Here is an 18,782-nt window from a genome sequence, read left to right as displayed (position 1 = left end):
GAGTCAGCGTGCCTCGTGGCGCCCACGGGGCGTTCCGTCGGTCGGGTCGACCGGGGCCGTGGCCTGCCCGGCAGCAGCTGCACCGGAATCCGTAGTGCCGGTGAGCCCGTCGACCGGTGTCACATCCCCTGGCTCGTCATCCCCCGGCTTGTCATCGAGGTGGCGCATGACCTCGAAGACGTCGTCGGCGGTCGGTCGGGTCAGCTCCCGCACGATGTTGCCGTCGGCGAGAAAGACCACACGGTCGGCGTAGGACGCGGCGCGCGGATCGTGGGTGACGATGACGACGGTCTGCCCGAATTCGTCGGTGGCCGCGCGCAGGATCGCGAGAACCTCTCCGGAGGAGCGGGAATCGAGGTTGCCGGTCGGCTCGTCACCGAAGATGATCTCGGGTTTGCCCACCAGTGCGCGGGCACACGCAACGCGCTGCTGTTGGCCACCGGACAGCTCGGTCGGCAGGTGATCGAGCCGATCCCCGATGCCGAGGCGACCGATGACGGTGTCGAACCATTCCTTGTCCACCGGCCGGCCGGCGATGTCGAGGGGCAGGGTGATGTTCTCGGCCGCGGTGAGGGTGGGCACCAGATTGAACGACTGGAACACGAATCCGATGCGGTCGCGTCGGAGCTTGGTCATCTCCTTGTCGGAGAGCCCGGTGAGGGCGACGTCACCGATGTAGGCGCGGCCGCCGGTGGCGTCATCGAGGCCGGCGAGGCAGTGCATCAGGGTCGACTTCCCCGACCCCGACGGACCCATGATCGCGGTGAACTGTCCGGCCGCGAATTCGATCGTCACGCCTCGCAGCGCGTGGACGGCGGTGTCACCTGACCCGTAGACCTTGGTCAGACCCTCGGATCCGGCCGCGGCGGCCGTGCCGCTCGGCTGCGTCATCTCTGCGTGCGCTGATGTCATGGCCACCACGGTGCCAGGTCGGCGCCCGAATGGCCATCGGGGTTGTCCCTGAACTCACCCCGGTCGCGGGCGCGGCCCGCATCCCCCGAGTGGCTCAGCGACGCGGGAAGCGCACCTCGATCGCGTGCACCCGGGTCGGGCCGGCGAACATGTTGTTGGTGACGACGTAGAGCATCCGCGCCCGATAGTTCTGTCCGCGGACGTCGGGAAGCCAATTGCCCCATGCCATTCCGGACATGTTGCCGGTCACCAGCTGCGGCAGCGGGTTGGCCGAGAAGACCTCGGTTTTGGGCATCGCCTTCTCGGAGCCGGAGAGCTTGGCCTTGCCGGTCACCGCGTCGGCGCCGCGGGTGGTGGCCCAGTAGATGCTCGTCACGCGTCCGCGACCGCGTTCGAGGACCAGGAAATCGGTGTTGTTGACGGCGATGACGTCGGCGGCGACCTTGCCCGGGTCGGTGCGGTAGACGTACTCGCTCTGCCCGCGACCCGATCCGAAGGTCAGCAGCCGGGCCGCGTTACCGGGGTCCTGGCGCAGCCCGCCGGCGGTGATCACGCTGATCTGTCCGCGCGGCCCGACGGCCACCCCGGTGAGACCGTTCTGCCCGTTGACGCCTGCGGTCCGGGTCGGGCGCCACGCAGCAGGCAACGGGAGATCTCGGACGAACGTACCGAACGGGCCGATCTGGCGAACGAACTGATGCGCCCCGCCGCTCACGACGACGTAGCCGCCACCGACCGACCGGATGCCCTCGAACTGTGCATCACCGGGCAGCAGCGGCAGATTGAGCGGGCTGAGCACAGTGCCGCCGCCGGTGAAGCGCGGGACGCCGAGCTGGCCGACCGATGGGTAGTAGTCGATGTGGGTGGTGTAGAACCGAGCGGGACCGGCACGCCCGACATCGGTCGAGATCATCGCGTAGTCGCCGTTGGCGGTCTGGTCGATTCCCGAAATAGCGCCGAAAGACGGTATGCCGGGCACTATCTCGGTGTCGACATATCGCGAGGTGACCATGGATTGGTCGGGAACCGGCGAACCGGGCACCGCCGTCGCCACGCCGGATCCGATGGTCAGCGTGACGGCGAGCGCCGAAACGAACGCTGCCCCCCACGAGCGAAGTCTCATAGGGGGCAACGATACCTCAGGAGTTCCGTGTCATCTCAACGGATGATCGAGGCTTTCACGCGAGGCGCTGTTTGAGCTGGTCGAGCTCATCGGACAGGCTCGTCGGCAGCTTCTCGCCGACGAAGTCGAACAGCTCCTCGATCAGCGGCAACTCGCGGCGCCATTCCTCGGGGTCGAAATCGAGTGCGGCAGCGAGGTCTTCGGCAGGCAGATCGAGACCCTCGACGTCGATCTCGTCGGGCTTGGCGACGATGCCGATCGGGGTGTTGACGCCCTCGTTCTCACCTTCGATGCGCCCGATGATCCACTTGAGCACGCGGCTGTTCTCGCCGAAGCCCGGCCACAGGAAGCGACCGTCGTCACCACGACGGAACCAGTTGACGTAGAAGACCTTCGGGAGCTTCGACGCATCGGCGTTCTTGCCGAGGTTGATCCAGTGCGCGAAGTAGTCGCCCACGTGGTAGCCCATGAACGGGAGCATCGCCATCGGGTCGCGACGGACGGTGCCGACCTTACCCTCGGCGGCGGCGGTCTGCTCGGAACCGACGGTGGCGCCCATGAACACGCCGTTCTGCCAGTCGCGGGCCTCGGTCACCAGCGGCACCGTGGTCTTGCGACGACCACCGAACAGGATCGCCGAGATCGGCACACCCTGCGGATCGTCCCACTCCTGCGCCAACGACGGGCACTGTGAAATCGGGGTGCAGTATCGCGAATTCGGGTGTGCGGCCTTGTGATCGGACGCGGGCGTCCAGTCGTTGCCGAGCCAGTCGGTCAGGTGCGCGGGGGTCTCGCCGCCGATGCCCTCCCACCAGATGTCACCGTCGTCGGTCAGTGCGACGTTGGTGTAGAGCGTGTTACCGGCCTCGATGGTCTTCATCGCGTTCGGGTTGGAGTCCTCGCTGGTGCCGGGGGCGACCCCGAAGAACCCGAATTCGGGGTTGATCGCGTAGAGACGGCCGTCGTCACCGAAGCGCATCCATGCGATGTCGTCGCCGACGGTCTCGGCCTTCCATCCGCGGATGGTGGGCTGGATCATCGCGAGGTTGGTCTTGCCGCACGCGCTCGGGAAGGCCGCGGCGACGAAATACACCTTGTTCTCCGGGCTGGTCAGCTTCAGGATCAGCATGTGCTCGGCCATCCAGCCCTCGTCGCGGGCGATGACCGACGCGATACGCAGCGCGTAGCACTTCTTGCCCAGCAACGCGTTACCGCCGTATCCCGAACCGTAGGACCAGATCTCACGATCCTCGGGGAAGTGGGTGATGTACTTCTCGGGGTTGCACGGCCAGGGCACGTCGGCCTGACCGGGCTCGAGCGGGGCACCCACCGAGTGCAGACCCTTGACGAAGAAGCCGTCGTCGCCCAGCGCCTCGAGAACCTTCGGGCCGACGCGGGTCATGATGCGCATCGACAGCACGACGTACTCGGAGTCGGTCAGCTCGACACCGAGCTTCGGGTCGTCGGAGCCGAGAGGGCCCATGCAGAAGGGGATCACGAACATGGTGCGGCCGCGCATGCTGCCCCGGTACAGCTCGGTCATCGTTGCGCGCATCTCGTCGGGATCGACCCAGTTGTTGGTGGGGCCCGCATCTTCGGCGGTCTTGGCGCAGATGAATGTCCGGGACTCGACGCGCGCGACGTCGGCGGGGTCCGACTTGGCGAGATACGAGTTGGGCTTGCGCTCCTCGTTGAGTTTGACCAGCGTCCCGGCCTCGACCAGATCCGCGGTCAGCCGCTCCCACTCCTCGTCGCTACCGTCGGACCACACCACCCGGTCGGGCTGGGTCAACTCGGCGACTTCGGCGACCCATGCCAGCAAACCCGCGTGTGTGGTGGGAGCGCTGTCTGGATCCAATCCGGGAATGGTTGCTGAGGTCATATCTCCTCCTCGGAGTTGGCCACCATCGATGGTGACCGGGGTACGGCGGCTTATCCCCAGGATACGGTCACCGAACGTCCGCTAGGTGGCGGGGTTAACAGATGCGGTATATGCCACATTTCCATAGGTCCACTTACGACAGCCGGCAAACCCTACACCGCCGTGACCTGGGAAATCGCCCCCGAAAGGCGGCTTGAGATGCTCACGAAAGTCCGATTCACCGCCCCCGTGGACGCCCCCGGCGGCCCTTGCGGAGCCCATCTGCGGGCCCGTTGGACGGCTCCGGAGTCAGTCGAGCCTGCCCGAATCGGTCGGTACCCAGGTGCGGCCGTCGGCGGCCAGCCGGTGCGCTTCGTAGTCGCCGTCGGACCCGATATGGGTGACGGTGTCGACGCGCCCGTCGTGATCGCGGTCGGTGTAGACGGTCATGCCGTCGGGGCCGGTCCGGGTCAACGAGTCGGCGACGCCGTCGGCGTCGGTGTCGACGTCGGCTGGACCGAGATCCCACACCCGACCGTCGTCGTACATCCACAGGTGGTCATCGGCGCCGGTGTCGGGTTCCTCACCGGGCAGCGGGGTGTCGGGAAGTCCGGCGAGATGGGCCGCGTCCTCGATCTCCGCATCGCCGTGCCAGAGCCCGGCCGCCGCGTCGTCGTCCGGGTCGCCACCCTCGCCCAGTACGAACGGTTCCATCACTGCTCACTCCTCGTGACCGCGGGTGCGGTGGTCGTCTCGGCCCGTGCCTTCGTCCGCGTCGCCTCGGCCAGCCGTGTCGCAACGGTGTGCCGCAACCCGGCCAGCCGGGCCGACTCCGCGGTGGCCCCGGACGGTTGCCCGGCGCGCAGCCGGCGTAGGGACGCGTCGATCTCGGCGACGTCGGCGGCGACTTGGCGGACCCGTCGTTCATGATGCCGGGTGATCTGCCCGGCCAGACGTGATTCGGCCTCGGTGCTCCGTGAGGCGATGCGTTGTTCGAGCCGACCACGAGCCTCCGTGAGGACCTCGGCCGAGAAGGACCGCAGATCGGTGCGTCGCGCAGCCGCCCGGCGAATCCGGATCACCCAGAACGCCACGGCCACACCGATCACCAGGGTCAACGGCATCGAGATCCACTGCAGCGTGTCCACCGCCGCCATCGGCGAGACGATCAGGCGGCCGACGCCGACGCCGGTGGACGCCCCGATGAGCACCATCAGCGCGTCCTCGGCGCCGCGACGACCGGTCGGCGGGGCACGACGCACCGCCGACACCGCCTGCCCCGCCGGACCGGCTCCGCGACCCGGCTCGTCGCCGTCGACGCCGAGCAACGCGGTGGCCCCGACGGCCTCGAGCCGGTCGTCGAGAACGGCGTCCACCCGGGCATTGACCTGTGCGATCTCGGCGTCGAGCCAGGTCAGATGGGTCGCCAGCTCGCCGGGTGTGGCGTGCGCACAGCGACGGTTCGCCGCGGCGAGCAGCGCCCGGAACCCGGTCTGTGCGTCGGCGATCGTGGCCGTGCGGACCCCGGCGACGCCCGCGCGGACCGCCGCGAGCCGGTCGGTGCGTCCGCGGTCGCGGGTGGCCACCAGAGTCCGTCGGCGACGCATCAGGTCGTCCGGGTCGGTGTGCACGGTGGCGGCCGACGAGAGATGGTCGTCGCGGATACGCCGGTCCAGCGCCGTCACACACGCCGCGAGCCGGGCCTGCTCGATGCGTTGCTCGATCGGGCGCATCTGACCCTCGTGCATCCAGGCCACCAGGTCGGTCAGGCCGGACTCGTCGACCGCGCCGGCCAGCGCAGCCGCCGCCGATACCGCGAACACCGGGAGTTCCTCGGCGGGATCGAGAACGGCGCGCTGTGCGCGCAACCGTCGCGGCCATTCCCAGAATGCGTCGATTCCGGTGCACACCAGGGCGACCGTGCCCACCTCGGTCCGCAACCGCACGAACAGCTCGACCTCGTCGGCATCGAGGTCCGACGACGGATCCAGCACCATCAGGCCCGAGCCGATCCCACCGGTTCCCAGGCCGGAACCGGTCGCCGAGATCGGTAGGTCGGGGGCGACCGCCGCGCAGGCGGCCAGCAGATCGTCGATGGCCGAACCCACCGCCCCGGCCACCACGATCGAAGCCCCGGGCTCCGGCATGCTCGTCGCGTCGAATCCCGTCGCCTGCCACACCTGGTGGTAGATCCCGTCTGGGGTGATTCCGTCTGGGGTGATTCCGTCTGGGGTGATCCCGTCTGGGGTGATCTGCTGCGCAGCGGTGGCGTTCACCGAACCACCTCCGGCACGCGCAACAGCTGCTCGATCCCCTCGCGAGCGACGCCTGCAACCGCCAGACCCTCCAGACGATCGCGAACCACGCCCTCCCGACGCCCACGGACCTCGTCGACGCACGCGGCGACCGTCGGGACGAGCGCCTCGATGCCACTGAGCCGGTGCAATGTCGCATTGAGACCGTCGACGTCGGCCACCACACCCGCACCCATCAGGTCGAGAGCGGTCTCGATACCGAACCGGTCGAGGCGCCGCAGCAGACCACGTCGCAGGGTGCGTTCGCGTCCGCCGGGATCGCCGACGAGGAAGTGTCCGGCCATCGACGGCATCTGCTCGTCGCGGGCGACGAGGTCGGCGAGAAAGGTCCATTCCGCCTCGGTGACATCGGCGCAGGCGAGAAGCGCCGAGACGGCAGTGACCGGTCGGCCCAGTATCCGGGCGGCATCGGCCGCTGCGTGCGCGGCGTCGCGCGGATCGGGGTGGGTGTCGGCCTTGCCGAGGACAACGATCGTGCGCTCGGCGGGCAACGACGCCAGGATCTCGTGGTCGGCGGGGCGTACGGCGGCCACGATCACGTGCACCCAGAGGTCGGCGCCGTCGATCGCGTCGGGGTCCTCGCCGGGGCCGAGCGCGCCGACTCGCAACCGCTCCCGCACCGCCCGCGTCATGGTGTCGCGACCGGTGCCCGGGCGGCCGGTGACCGCGATCGTCAGGGCGCGCCGGTGATCGCGCGCCGCCGCCGACACCTCGGCGCGCACCGCGCCGGGCAGGGCGTCACACACCGCCGACGAAGCGCCATCGAGCACCTGCGCCAGCTCACCACGTCGATCGGTCATTCACCTCTCCCCCACATCTCCCCTGGTCTGGCAGCCTAACCCGGACAAGCCCGACGTGCGGCACAGAAATACACAGGCCCAGGGTGTCGAGGATGACCTCTCCACGGCGATAGGACACGATGGACCGGTGAACACTGACCGACCGGTGCCCCCTGCCGCCGACGCCACCGGGCGTGAGCAGGGTGAATCCATTCGGGACCAGCCCGCCGGTGAGTACGTCGATCGGTCCCGGCTGTACCCGCGGGTGACGAGCTTCCGGTTCCGGCGCGGCACCCTGACGCCCAACCAGCAGCGCAATTGGGAGACCCTGTGGCCCCGGCTGGGCCGCGATCTGGCCACCGGTGCCGATCAGACGCCGGAGCCGCCGATGGACATGGCCGCCGCGTTCGGCCGGGACGCGCCGCGGGTCCTCGAGGTCGGCAGCGGCACCGGGATCTCGACCGCGGCGATGGCGCAGGCCGAACCCGACGTCGACGTCGTCGCCGTCGAGGTCTACAAACCGGGGCTCGCGCAGCTTCTCGGCCTGATCGATCGGGGCGGTCTCACCAACATCCGGATGATCCGCGGTGACGCACTGGTGGTGCTGCGGGAACTGATCGCACCGCGCAGTCTCACCGGTATCCGGGTTTTCTTTCCCGACCCGTGGCCCAAATCCCGCCACCACAAACGCCGTTTCATCCAGCGCGGCACCGTCGAGTTGATGGCCGACCGCCTGGTCGACGGTGGGATCCTGCACATCGCCACCGACCACGCCGACTACGCCGAGTGGATCGCCGAGATCCTGGCCACCCAGGACCCGGCCGCGCCGCACGTGGTGCCGGCGACCCGCCCGACACCCATCTCGCTGAGCCGTCCGACGACGAAGTTCGAGGGACGCGCCGAACGCGAGGGCCGCGACGTCAACGAGTTCGTCTACGTCAAGCCGCCGCAGGACCCACCCACCAGGGCCGAGGAGAATCGATGAACGACGCCGCACCGACCCCGCCCGGCGGTCGATTCGCCGACACGATCGCCGGCCAGAGCGGCGCCCCGCGCATGCTCCTGGTGTGGGACGCACCGAACATGGACATGGGTCTCGGCGCGATCCTCGGCGGTCGGCCGACCGCGGCGCACCGCCCACGTTTCGACGCTCTCGGGCGGTGGATGCTGACCCGCACAGCCGATCTGTCCGGTCGACGCGCGGCCGGCGACGTGGAACTCGACACAGCCGCCGACGGCTCGGCGGCCGGGCATCCCGTGGAACCCGAGGCGACCGTGTTCACCAACATCGTGCCTGGTAGCGCCGATGTCGTGCGGCCGTGGGTGGAGGCCTTGCGCAACGTCGGCTACGCCGTGTTCGCCAAGCCCAAGGTGTCCGAGGACAGCGACGTCGACTCCGACATGCTCGACCACATCGAGTTGCGCAGGCACACTGTGGGGTTAGCCGGACTGATCGTGGCGTCTGCCGACGGGCAGGCGTTCCGGGAACCACTGTTGGAGATCGTTGCCGACGGTGTCCCGGTCACCGTGATCGGGTTCCGCGAGCACGCCAGCTGGGCGTTGACGACCGACGGACTCGAGTTCGTCGATCTCGAAGACATCCCCGGTGTGTTCCGCGAACCGTTACCGCGTATCGGCCTGGACTCGCTGCCCGACGAGGGCGCGTGGCTGGCGCCGTTCCGGCCGCTGTCGGCGCTTCTCCGGTGAGCCGGGTGGCACAACCGCAGTAACGAGGCGTCGGGGGCCTCACGAGCAGTACCTCAGGGAGAGCTCAGGAGGCGCTGCGACAATTCTTCCCCGGACTTTCAGAAAGGACTCGGCGTGTTCGGAGCCATCGGCACATTCGTCTATCGGATGCGCTTCGCCGTCATCGCCGTCCTGGTGGTGTTGATGGGCGGACTGGGGCTCTACGGCCTCGGACTCAGCAAGCATCTCAGCCAGAGCGGGTGGTTCGATCCGACGTCGCAGTCGTCGAAGGGTTCGGTCGTCGCCGACACCGCCCTCGGCCGCGATCACCGCTCCGACGTCATCCTGCTGATCACCGCCCCGCCCGGCACCAAGGTGACCGACCCGCAGATCAGCACGAAGGTCGAGAAATTCGTCGACGACCTGCTGACCAAATATCCGACGGTCGTGCAGCGCGCCTACAACGGCGACACCTCCACTCCGGAGGGCGAACAGTCGGCGCTGCGGAACAACCAGCAGGTCATCGACCCGTTCTTCACCCCGACCGATGCCGCGGGCAAGGCCGCGCAGGACATCGTCAGATCCCGCACGATCACCCCTGATCAGCAGCGGGCGTTCATCAGTATCGGTGTCGCCGGCAACGACGACACCACGGTGCTCAACAACTTCAAGACGATCGAACCGTTCTTCGACAACATCGCGCAGCGCTACGACCTGCCGGCGGGCACCACGTTCCAGCTCGCCGGCCTGCAGCCGGTCGCCGGAGCCATGGCCCGCGGCATGGACGCCGACATCCACCGCGCCGAGATCATCGCCCTGCCACTGGTCGCGCTGATGTTGTTCTTCATCTTCGGTGGTGTCATCGCCGCCTGCCTGCCGGTCTTCATCGGCGGTCTGACGATCGCCGGCTCGCTGGGCATCATGAACGCGATCGCCCAGGTCACCGAACTGAACATCTTCGCCCAGTCGGTCGTCACCCTGATCGGTCTGGGCATCGCCATCGACTACGGGCTGTTCATCGTCAGCCGATTCCGAGAAGAACTCGCCGAAGGGTATTCGACGAAAGCCGCGGTACGAAGAACCGTGATGACCGCCGGTCAGACGGTGGTGTTCTCGGCGACGATCATCGTCGCGGCGATCGCGTGTCTGCTGATCATGCCGCAGGGCTTCCTCAAGTCGGTGGCCTACGGCGCGATCGCCTCGGTGTCGCTGGCGGCGATCCTCTCGATCACCGTGCTGCCCGCACTCCTGGCCATCCTCGGGCCGCGCGTCGACGCGTTGTCGCTGCGCTGGATGCTCTCCTACACCCTGTTCCCGATCGTGCGGAAGTTCTCCCCGTCGGGCGCCGATCGGCTCGACCACCGCGTCGCCGACCTCACCGGCCGCACCAAGTCGCGGGAGGAGATCGAGAACGGATTCTGGGGTCGGCTCTCGGGCTGGGTGATGAAGCATCCGGTGGCCACCGCGGTGCCCACCGTGCTGTTGCTGCTGGTGCTGACGATCCCGTTCGGTGGCATCAAGTTCGGCGGTATCAGCGAGCAGTACCTGCCGCCGGACAATCCGAGCCGGGTCGCGCAGGAGGCGTTCGACAAGTACTTCCCGACCGAACGCACCGAGGACATCAAGCTCGTCATCATGTACGACGAGAACAACTCGTCGGCGGGTAATGCGATCTCGCAGATCGCCGACGAGGCGAACAAGGTTCCCGGCTTCACCAAGAAATTCAGCTCCTCCGCCGATGACGGCGCCCTGACCGGCAGCTACGGATCGTCGGGACTACAGGTGCTGCAGATGTCGGCGGGCCTGGTAAATCGCGACACCGCGGGTGAGGCGATCAAGGATCTGCGCAAGATCGATGTGCCCAGCGGTATGCGCATGTGGGTGGCCGGCACGCCGGCGCTCACACAGGACTCCATTGATGCCCTGCTGCAACGACTTCCGTTGATGGCACTGATGCTCGTGCTGATCACCGGGCTGCTGATGTTCTTGGCGTTCGGGTCGGTGGTGTTGCCGATCAAGGCGGCGTTGATGTCGGTGCTGGGTCTCGGCGCCACGCTGGGCATCCTGACGTGGATCTTCGTCGACGGCCATGGTGCCGGCATCGCCAACTTCACCCCCGGCCCGCTGTTCGCCGCGGTGCTGGTACTGATCATCGCCATCGTGTTCGGCCTGTCCACGGACTACGAGATATTCCTGTTGTCCCGCATGGTGGAAGCGAGACAGCGCGGCGCGTCGACCACCGAGGCGATCCGCGTCGGCACGGCGCTGACCGGTCGCATCATCACCGCGGCCGCCGCCATTCTCGTGGTGGTGACCGGCGCGTTCGGCCTGTCCGAGATCGTGATGATGAAGTACATCGCGTACGGCATGATCGCCGCACTCATCTTGGACGCCACCATCATTCGCATGCTGTTGGTGCCGTCGGTGATGAAACTGCTCGGCGACGACTGCTGGTGGGCACCGCGCTGGATGCGCACGCTGCAGCGCAAGATCGGTCTGGGCGAGATCATTCTCGACGAGGAACCCGACGACAAGCGTCCCGACGCCATCGCCCCACGCGCGATCAGTGCGGGCACCCTGGTCTCGGAGGTCCCGACATCGGTGATGGCCGCAGCGCCGTCGGCGGCGGGTACGCGACGCCGCGCCGGGCGGGCCACCCCGCAAACCGTGGAACCGGGCGGACCCCGCAGGCCTGCCGCACCCGCATCAGCCGCACCCCCATCAGCGCCGAACCGCGCACGGGCACAACGGGTTCCCACCCAGAAGGTTCCGGCGCAGAAGGTTCCGGCGCAGAAGGTTCCCACACCGCCGGCCACCGCACGACGCGGTCCATCCGCACCTCCGTCGGGTGACATGCCTGCGCCGCGCATGACGACCGGCCCCCGTCCGGGGGCACCTCGGCCGGTGGCCTCGGCGCCCGCCGACGCACCGCCGGCCCCGCCGCGGCGCTACTCGCCGAACACACAGGACCGCCCCGATACCGGTGGGTGGAGCCTCGGCGAGGGCGGCATCCGCCTCAGTGCACCCGGACCGGTCGCAGGCGCAACGGAATCGCCCAGCGCGCCAAACACTTCGGGCGCCCCGGGCACGTCGGGCGCAGCACGTTCGCAACCACCGAGTACTCCGCAACCACCGAGCGCGCCGCGCCCCCGAACCGCACCGCCGGCGACAGGCCGGCCCCAGCCGGGCACTCAATCGCAGCCGGGTCACCGTGCACGTCCCGACCTGACCCGCCGTCCGCCGACACCGCCCTCGGGACCTCCACCCGGCAGCGCGAGTGGGCCACAACCGGGACCGGGATCACCGCTGTCGCGTCGGCCCGAGCTCGACCAGACCGGCCAGCGCCCGCTGGCCGCATCGTTGAGCCCGGAGGAACGCTCTCGACGCAGTCGCCCGGCCCCCACCGAGGCACGTCCCGACCGCCCCTCCCCCATGGATCGTGGTCTGTCACAGGGATCGTCGCGATTGGTGCCGCCGCGCTCCGTCAGCGATCCGACCACCGCGGACCCGACCACCACGGCCGATGTCCCCGACCCGGCCGCACCCGGTCGTGCCGGACCCGATCGCTCGGGTGCGCCGTCCGCCGACGACCCGCGAGCCAGCTCGCCGGGCCGTGACCGGACGGCATCGGATCGTCATGCCCGCGACACCGAGGACGATGATCGGATCAGCGTGCACGATCTGCTGCGTCGCAGCCGCAGCGGCCAGACGGGCGACTGAGACCTCAGGGCTTGCGGCCGGAATCGGAATCCTTGCCGCCGGAATCCTTGGGGCTTGCGTCCTTGCGATCGGCGTTCCCGCGGTCCGGCTCCGGCTCGTTGCGGTCGGCTTCCGCATCGTCGTCGCCGATCTCCTCGGCGAGTTGTTCGGCGTCGACGATCGCCTGATCGAGATGTAATCGATCCCAGATCGGCGGATCGGGTGCCGCCTCGAACCCCTTGTCGCCCTTGATCACCTCGGTGAGCGGGGTGCCGCGCAGATAGCGGATCGCGGTGTTGGCGAAGGCGATCACGGGCACGGCGAGCAGACCGCCGACGATTCCGGAGGCGACGATACCCGCGCCGATCCCGAGGACCACGGCAACCGGATGCAGTCGCACCGAACGGCCCATCAGGAACGGTTGCAGCACATGCCCTTCGAGTTGCATGACGCCGACGAGGATCGCCAGCACGATCACCGCGGTCAACCAGCCCTGGGTGACCAGCGCGATGATCACCGCGAGGGTTCCGCTGATCAGCGCACCGACGATCGGGATGAAGGAGAACAGAAAGATCACCGTGGCCAGCGGAAGCGCCAGCGGCACACGGAGAATCGCCAGGCCGATCCCGATGCAGACGGCGTCGACGAGCGCGACCACAACGGTCGCACGCACATACGCCACCAGCGTGCCGAAACCGGCGACCCCCGCCGCGACGACCTTCTCCCGGGAGCCGCGCGGGATCAGATGCGCGCAGAACTCCCAGATCTGACCGCCCCCGTAGAGGAAGAAGATCATCAGGAAGATCATCAACAGCAGGCCGGTGACCAGCTCGGTGGCGGTGGTCGCGGTGGCGAGTGCGCCACTGGCAAGCTTTGCCTGATTGTGCTGCATCAGGTCGATGATGTTGTTGCCGAGATGGTTGACCTGAGAGGGATCGATACCCAATGGACCGTCGGTCAACCACTTTCGCGTCTGGTCGACCGTCGACACCACCTCATTGGTCAACTGCGGGAACCCACTGACGAAGGCGCGCCCGACAAAGGTCAGCACACCCGCGACCACGCCGAGCGCGGTGAGCATCACGATGACGACCGCCAACGACCGCGGAACCCGACGGCGATTGAGGAAATCGACGGCGGGCACCAAGAACGCCGACAGCAGGATCGCCAATGCCAGTGGCACCGTGACCTCGTCGAACTTCTTGAACAACCGACCCACGACGTAGATCGCCGCCAGGATCAGCAGAAGCCGCCAACTCCACTCGGCCGCCTTGCGGACCATCGGATGTACCGACGACCGGTCGAGGTCGGCCAGACCCCGACCCGGCTGGGACACACCTGGCTGGGACACACCCGGCTGGGACCCGTCGTCACCGTCGCCGGACGCGGAGCCCGCCGGGGAACCATCGTTCACAATTGTCAGCGTAGCGGTCGTTAGGGTGATGGCTATGTCATCGGAGCATTCGTCGGTCGGCGCGCATCCGGCACTGCGTCGCCGATTCTGGTGGCTCCGATGGGTATTGCTCGCGTTGGTGATCGCGATTCTTGCGGTCGAGGTGGTGCTGATCTGGCCGAAACTCGAGCAGGTCTGGCACCGAACCGGCGATCTGGACTGGGTGTGGCTGGTGGCGTGCATCGTCGCGGCCGTGCTCTCGATGGACAGCTTCGCCCAGGTCCAGCGAGCGCTGCTGAGCTCGGCCGGGGTGCGGGTCCGGCAGCTGCAATCGCTGGCGGTCGTGCTGGCGGCCAACTCGTTGTCGCAGACAATGCCCGGCGGTCAGGTGCTGGCGCCTGCGTTCACCTATCGCGAAACCCGCAAGTGGGGTGCCACGCCGGTCGTCGCGTCCTGGCAGGTGGTGATGTCGGGATTGCTGGCGGGCGTGGGTCTGGCCGTCCTCGGGTTCGGCGGCGCGGTGCTCGCCGGCGCCAAGACCAACCCGTTCTCGCTGATGTTCTCCATCGTCGGCTTCGTCGCCGTCGCGCTCGTCCTGCAGTACCTGGCCACCCACCCCGAGTCGCTGCAGTCCACCGGCGAACGGGTTCTGGGCTGGTACAACCATCTGCGCAACAAGCCCGAGGACTCGGGCCTGGAGCGGTTCAACGAGGTCCTCGAACAGCTCCGCGCGGTGCAGTTGACCCGCCGCGACACCACCATCGCGTTCGGCTGGAGCCTGTTCAACTGGGTCACCGACATCGCCTGTCTGATGTTCGCGTGCTGGGCGGTCGGCGTGCACCCGTCGATCTCGGGGGTGATGGTCGCCTACGCCGCCGGCAAGGCGGTGGGCACCGCGGTGCCGCTGCTGCCCGGTGGGATCGGTGTCGTCGATGCGGTCCTGGTGCCGGCGTTGACCACCGCGGGCATGCCGGCCGCGGACGCGCTGACCGCCGTGCTGGTCTATCGGATCGTCAGCTACGTGTTGATCGCAGCCGTCGGATGGGTCGTCATCCTGGCGAAGTTCCGGACGGGTATCCGCGACAAGGGCGAACTCGAGGCCACCTACGACCGCGAACGCGAGATGGTGATCGACGAGCTCGAAGAGCAGGACGAGACCGGCACATCCGACCAAACACCGCGCGCCGAGGGCCGCGGTGGATCCTCCGAATGACGGAGCGAGTTCGGCCTGACGAGGATTTCGGGCTACCGTGGATGACCATGTCGAGTCCTGACATGGCCACCAGGGGGGCCAGGTCCCAGTCACAGGCGTCTGCACACGTGCAGTTGCCGGTCACCGCACTCGTCGACATCGTCGCCGTATCCGTGTTCGTGCTGATCGGACGGGCCTCACACCACAACGGTTTCAACCCGCTCGGTGTGGCTCAGACGCTGTGGCCGTTCCTCGCCGGGACAGCGGTCGGCTGGTCGATCGTCTACGTCTACTCCCACGTCCGTTCCAGCGATTGGTTCGGTCGCGACTTCCGCCCGGAGCGCCTGGCACCGGCCGGGTTGGCCATCTGGTTCTGCACCGTCACCGTCGGCATGATCCTGCGGTATCTGCTCCACGAGGGCACCGAGGTGAGCTTCATCATCGTCGCCACACTGTTCCTCGGCCTGGTGCTTCTGGGCTGGCGGGCGCTGGCAGCTCTCATCCTGCGACGCACCGCGACTGCCGAACCACCCCGACCGGCCGACGCCGCGCAGTAGCCGGCCACGATCGGGCCTCGGTCCACACCGGGTCGCGGTTGATGACTCAGTTGATCCGGAAGTACTTCTGCGCCACCTGCAGTGCTGCGGTCCCGGACTTCGGCCCCTCGGTGTAGACGACGATGACCTTGCCGCCCTGGACGCCGACGAACCACCCGGGACCCTCGGGCCCGTTGGTGCCGACCAGCGCACGCAACCCGGGAGCGCTGGTGAGGTCACTGGCGTCGCCGGACTTGGCGGTGCTCGTCATCGCGGCCCAGATCGGAGTGGTCAGCCCGGCATCGAGATTCCCCAGCGACCCGCCGGCAACCTTGGTCGGCACACCGTTGATGACGTAGGGCGCCACCGAGCTCATCGTGCCCGACGCACTGCGCGCCATCGCCACCCCGAGCGCGGCCATGTTGGTCATCGACATCCGCGACGCCGCCGACTGCAGATCGATCGTCGCGACGCCCGACCCCTGGGTCGGTGCGCTGGCGCCGGGAATGGTGAACTGCACGCCCAGGCCGAGCCGATCGAGCACCTGATCGGTGGTCTCCTGGTTCGCGCGGGCCGACTTGTCGACGGCGGCGAGCACCGGGTCGAGGGTGGTGCCGACGGGGTAGGCGGCGTCGAGGTTGTTACCCCGGTCGGCCGCGTAATCATTCTGTGCCACACCGAGAATCGCCCCGGTCTTCGCGTCGAGCGCCATGATCGTCGCCGGCTGGCCGACCTCGACGGCGGCGTCACCGAGACTGAGCTGGACGCCCTGATCGACCGAGGTGGACACGGCAGGCCCGGGCGGGCCCTGCTCGCCGTCGAGACGCTGCGGGGCCAATCCCGGCCCGACCATCTGCACCTGCCAGCCGGCGGTGGCGTCGCGGATGGCCTGCCAGTAATTGGTCAGACCCGCCTCCAACGGTGAGGACAGGCGCCGATCGGCCATGACGAGCATGCCGGCCTTGCGCACCGTGACCCCGGGCACCGACGCCGGGTCACGACTGAGAACAGCCATGTCGGAGTTGCGCAGGGTGACCGCGGTGATGGCCTGACCGGGCGTCTGGGCCAGCTTCTGATTGATCACCGAGGTGGTGATCAGGGGGGCGATCGGGGCGAGCGCGTTGGCCAATGCCGCCGCAGAGGCGTTGACGTTGCGGGTCTGGGTGGGGTCGAGGACGATCTCGTTGACCGGCTGCAGATACATGAAGGTCTTGCCGGAGCGGCTGGTGACCGTCGGCGCCGGTGTGGCATCGGTGCGGATCTCCCGCAGGTTGCCGCCCGCGGGCAGCCCCGGATAGATCACGCCCGGGTCCCAGGTGACCTTCCACCCGGTCGACAGGTGCCGCGCACCGCCGGAGGTGGTCGAGGTGAAGCTGTGGTCGGCGTCGAACTTCCACGTCGTCTGCAGCGAGAACGACGCCGTGCCGTCGCTGTATTCGACCGGCTTGCGGACCTCGACGTCGACCTCACGGGCGTTCATCGCCTGGAAGGTCTGGGTGAAGGACTCACCGGCCTGGCCGGGTGCGGTGGTCAGCGACGCCGTCGCCGCCGCGTCCTGGCGTCCCCACGCGGCGGCGAAGGCATTGATCGCCGACTTGGCACCGGTGTCGGGGGTCGGTGCGACCAACTCCTTGATGCCGAATGCGGCCGCACAGATCAGCACGACGCACGCGGCCAGCACCGCCCACTTCACACGAGAACCCATAGTCACAATTTTCACTCTAGTCACACGCGATTTCGATCCCGTGGGCTTGCAGTCGGGATTCGGACCGGTCACGATCGTGTCTCGTGCCGCGGTTTTGTCGCGGGCGACCGTCTTCGTCAGTGACACGACGCCCTTGTCGGACGCGCCGCCCGTCCCGCTGTCGTGTGCGGTGGGTGCCGCGATTGTCGACGTGGACGACCTGGGCTGGGTGTTGGCGCGCGAGTGCTTGGCAGTACGCACGGGGCCTGGGCGCACGGGGTCTGGGCGCACGGGGTCTGGGCGCACGGGGTCTGGGCGCACGGGGTCTGGGCGCACGGGGTCTGGGCGCACGGGGTCTGGGCGCACGGGGTCGGGGCGCGACGCCGCAGCGGACCGAGTACTGGATCGCGGGGGCATGTCACCCGCGCGGGGGCGCGGGGTCGGCGGCGGCGCTTGCCGCCGGGATGGCCCGACCGCCCGCTCCGCGGCCGGAGCTCCGGGTACCGCACGCCTGTTGACGGCGGTTGGGCGGCCGGGGGCGCGGACCGGCGTTCTGTCGTCGACGCGGCGATCGCGGGGCCCGCGAGGTACAGGCCGCACCTCGGCTTCGTCGTCCGCGGCGCGATGACGACCCGACGGCGACCGTGGCGAGGGCTGCGGAGTGCGGGCAGCGCGGGACGGGCCCGAATCCGTGCTGTTCTCGGATGCCCATAATGGGGTATGGGCTACACGGTCATTCGGGCCGGAGACAGGAGCCTGACGGCGACCGCCTGGCTCACCTCCTACCATTGCTTCTCCTTCGGGGATCACTATGATCCAGCCAACACCCATCATGGTGCCTTAATTGCATCTAATGAAGAATTTTTACCGCCTGATTGTGGTTTCGGATCACATCATCATCAAGAATCCGAGATCGTCACATGGGTGAGCTCGGGCTCGCTGGTTCACCGTGACTCCGAGGGCCATGCGGGCGTGGTGGTCCCCGGCCTGGCCCAACGCATGAGCGCCGGACGCGGTATCGACCACTCCGAGCGCAACGACCCCTGGCCCGATCTTCCGGGGTCGGGTACCTCGACCACGCACTACGTGCAGATGTGGGTCATGCCCGACAGTCACGGCCTGTCCCCCTCCTACGCCCAGCGCGACATCTCCGCGGAGCTGTCCACCGGCGCCCTGGTGACGGTGGCCTCCGGCGATCCCACCCACGAGGCGGCCATCTCGATCGCGAACGCCGGCGCGACACTGTATGCAGCCCGCCCCTCGGCGGGCTCGACGATCCGGCTCCCCGGGGCACGGTTCACCCATCTGTTCGTCGTCACCGGGTCGGTGGATGTCTCGGTGGACGCCGACGACCGGCAGGCACCCATCGAGCTCGGCGCCGGGGACGCCGCACGCGGAACCGACGTCGACGACGCGGAGCTGACGGCCGGCGAGAACGCCGAGATCCTGTACTGGGCGATGAACTCGGCACTCGGGGAGTTCTGAACCCAGCTTTCGAAGAGTTCTGAGCCGATCGCCGGTTTTCAGTCATTTCTCTTTTAGCCGCGCTTGCTGACCTGGGCTTTTGCGGTCGAGCTACTCGCCGGATGACTGAAAACAGGA

Annotated in this window: 14 protein-coding genes; 6 read left to right on the top strand and 8 right to left on the bottom strand. The window is 68.3% G+C overall.

Annotated elements, in window-relative coordinates:
* Positions 1-3: 3 nt before the first annotated feature.
* From AC5ZH6_RS02975 to AC5ZH6_RS02950, 6 genes are all read right to left on the bottom strand, one after another.
* Positions 4-912 (bottom strand): ABC transporter ATP-binding protein, encoded by a 909-nt coding sequence (locus AC5ZH6_RS02975; RefSeq protein WP_108772654.1) that lies wholly within the window; start codon positions 910-912, stop codon positions 4-6.
* A 94-nt stretch (positions 913-1,006) separates the two neighbouring features.
* A complete protein-coding gene (locus AC5ZH6_RS02970) occupies positions 1,007-2,035 on the bottom strand; it encodes an esterase-like activity of phytase family protein (protein ID WP_006369403.1) in 1,029 nt (342 codons plus the stop codon).
* A 55-nt stretch (positions 2,036-2,090) separates the two neighbouring features.
* Complete coding sequence (locus tag AC5ZH6_RS02965) at positions 2,091-3,917, bottom strand: phosphoenolpyruvate carboxykinase (GTP) (RefSeq protein ID WP_496168414.1); 1,827 nt, start codon at positions 3,915-3,917, stop codon at positions 2,091-2,093.
* Between the two features lie 288 nt (positions 3,918-4,205).
* Complete coding sequence (locus AC5ZH6_RS02960) at positions 4,206-4,610, bottom strand: DUF6802 family protein (RefSeq protein ID WP_006369401.1); 405 nt, start codon at positions 4,608-4,610, stop codon at positions 4,206-4,208.
* A complete protein-coding gene (locus AC5ZH6_RS02955; protein ID WP_006369400.1) occupies positions 4,610-6,172 on the bottom strand; it encodes a hypothetical protein in 1,563 nt (520 codons plus the stop codon). The genes AC5ZH6_RS02960 and AC5ZH6_RS02955 overlap by 1 nt, the downstream gene beginning before the upstream one ends.
* On the bottom strand, positions 6,169-7,011 hold the full coding sequence (locus AC5ZH6_RS02950) for a hypothetical protein (RefSeq protein WP_006369399.1): 843 nt from the start codon (positions 7,009-7,011) through the stop codon (positions 6,169-6,171). Before AC5ZH6_RS02950 ends, AC5ZH6_RS02955 begins: the two co-directional genes overlap by 4 nt.
* Positions 7,012-7,120: 109 nt before the next feature.
* Here AC5ZH6_RS02950 and trmB point away from each other — a divergent pair, with 109 nt between their 5' ends.
* The 3 genes from trmB (at position 7,121) to AC5ZH6_RS02935 (ending at position 12,396) form a co-directional block, all read left to right on the top strand.
* On the top strand, positions 7,121-7,975 hold the full coding sequence (gene trmB, locus AC5ZH6_RS02945; RefSeq protein ID WP_373278832.1) for a tRNA (guanosine(46)-N7)-methyltransferase TrmB: 855 nt from the start codon (positions 7,121-7,123) through the stop codon (positions 7,973-7,975).
* Complete coding sequence (locus tag AC5ZH6_RS02940) at positions 7,972-8,697, top strand: NYN domain-containing protein (RefSeq protein WP_006369395.1); 726 nt, start codon at positions 7,972-7,974, stop codon at positions 8,695-8,697. Before trmB ends, AC5ZH6_RS02940 begins: the two co-directional genes overlap by 4 nt.
* Positions 8,698-8,811: 114 nt before the next feature.
* A complete protein-coding gene (locus AC5ZH6_RS02935) occupies positions 8,812-12,396 on the top strand; it encodes an MMPL family transporter (RefSeq protein ID WP_496168412.1) in 3,585 nt (1,194 codons plus the stop codon).
* Positions 12,397-12,400: 4 nt separating this feature from the next.
* On the opposite strand, the gene AC5ZH6_RS02930 is transcribed toward AC5ZH6_RS02935, so the two are convergent.
* Positions 12,401-13,711 (bottom strand): AI-2E family transporter, encoded by a 1,311-nt coding sequence (locus tag AC5ZH6_RS02930; protein WP_496169166.1) that lies wholly within the window; start codon positions 13,709-13,711, stop codon positions 12,401-12,403.
* A 112-nt stretch (positions 13,712-13,823) separates the two neighbouring features.
* Between AC5ZH6_RS02930 and AC5ZH6_RS02925 the strand changes: the two genes are divergently transcribed.
* The gene (locus AC5ZH6_RS02925) at positions 13,824-14,981 is read left to right on the top strand and encodes a lysylphosphatidylglycerol synthase transmembrane domain-containing protein (protein WP_496168410.1); all 1,158 of its coding nucleotides are present in this window, start codon (positions 13,824-13,826) and stop codon (positions 14,979-14,981) included.
* A 47-nt stretch (positions 14,982-15,028) separates the two neighbouring features.
* Positions 15,029-15,517, top strand: coding sequence for a DUF3054 domain-containing protein (locus AC5ZH6_RS02920; protein WP_051110367.1), 489 nt, complete (start codon positions 15,029-15,031; stop codon positions 15,515-15,517).
* A gap of 46 nt (positions 15,518-15,563) precedes the next feature.
* Here AC5ZH6_RS02920 and AC5ZH6_RS02915 read toward each other — a convergent pair whose 3' ends face one another.
* Entirely contained in the window at positions 15,564-17,201 is a 1,638-nt protein-coding gene (locus AC5ZH6_RS02915) for an NTF2-like N-terminal transpeptidase domain-containing protein (protein WP_079931391.1), read from the bottom strand.
* A gap of 699 nt (positions 17,202-17,900) precedes the next feature.
* Here AC5ZH6_RS02915 and AC5ZH6_RS02910 point away from each other — a divergent pair.
* The gene (locus tag AC5ZH6_RS02910) at positions 17,901-18,665 is read left to right on the top strand and encodes a pirin family protein (RefSeq protein WP_496168409.1); all 765 of its coding nucleotides are present in this window, start codon (positions 17,901-17,903) and stop codon (positions 18,663-18,665) included.
* Positions 18,666-18,782 lie beyond the last annotated feature (117 nt).

The sequence above is a fragment of the Gordonia sp. YC-XJ4 genome, assembly GCF_059511865.1.
Note: the sequence above shows the minus strand (reverse complement) of the source record. Positions and strands in the feature narration are given on the sequence as shown.

Bases quoted from the DNA above. Each gene is read 5' to 3' on its own strand.
- AC5ZH6_RS02975 (WP_108772654.1), bottom strand. From the start codon at position 912: ATGACATCAGCGCACGCAGAGATGACGCAGCCGAGCGGCACGGCCGCC.
- AC5ZH6_RS02970 (WP_006369403.1), bottom strand. From the start codon at position 2,035: ATGAGACTTCGCTCGTGGGGGGCAGCGTTCGTTTCGGCGCTCGCCGTC.
- AC5ZH6_RS02965 (WP_496168414.1), bottom strand. From the start codon at position 3,917: ATGACCTCAGCAACCATTCCCGGATTGGATCCAGACAGCGCTCCCACC.
- AC5ZH6_RS02960 (WP_006369401.1), bottom strand. From the start codon at position 4,610: ATGGAACCGTTCGTACTGGGCGAGGGTGGCGACCCGGACGACGACGCG.
- AC5ZH6_RS02950 (WP_006369399.1), bottom strand. From the start codon at position 7,011: ATGACCGATCGACGTGGTGAGCTGGCGCAGGTGCTCGATGGCGCTTCG.
- AC5ZH6_RS02940 (WP_006369395.1), top strand. From the start codon at position 7,972: ATGAACGACGCCGCACCGACCCCGCCCGGCGGTCGATTCGCCGACACG.
- AC5ZH6_RS02925 (WP_496168410.1), top strand. From the start codon at position 13,824: ATGTCATCGGAGCATTCGTCGGTCGGCGCGCATCCGGCACTGCGTCGC.
- AC5ZH6_RS02920 (WP_051110367.1), top strand. From the start codon at position 15,029: ATGTCGAGTCCTGACATGGCCACCAGGGGGGCCAGGTCCCAGTCACAG.
- AC5ZH6_RS02915 (WP_079931391.1), bottom strand. From the start codon at position 17,201: ATGGGTTCTCGTGTGAAGTGGGCGGTGCTGGCCGCGTGCGTCGTGCTG.
- AC5ZH6_RS02910 (WP_496168409.1), top strand. From the start codon at position 17,901: ATGGGCTACACGGTCATTCGGGCCGGAGACAGGAGCCTGACGGCGACC.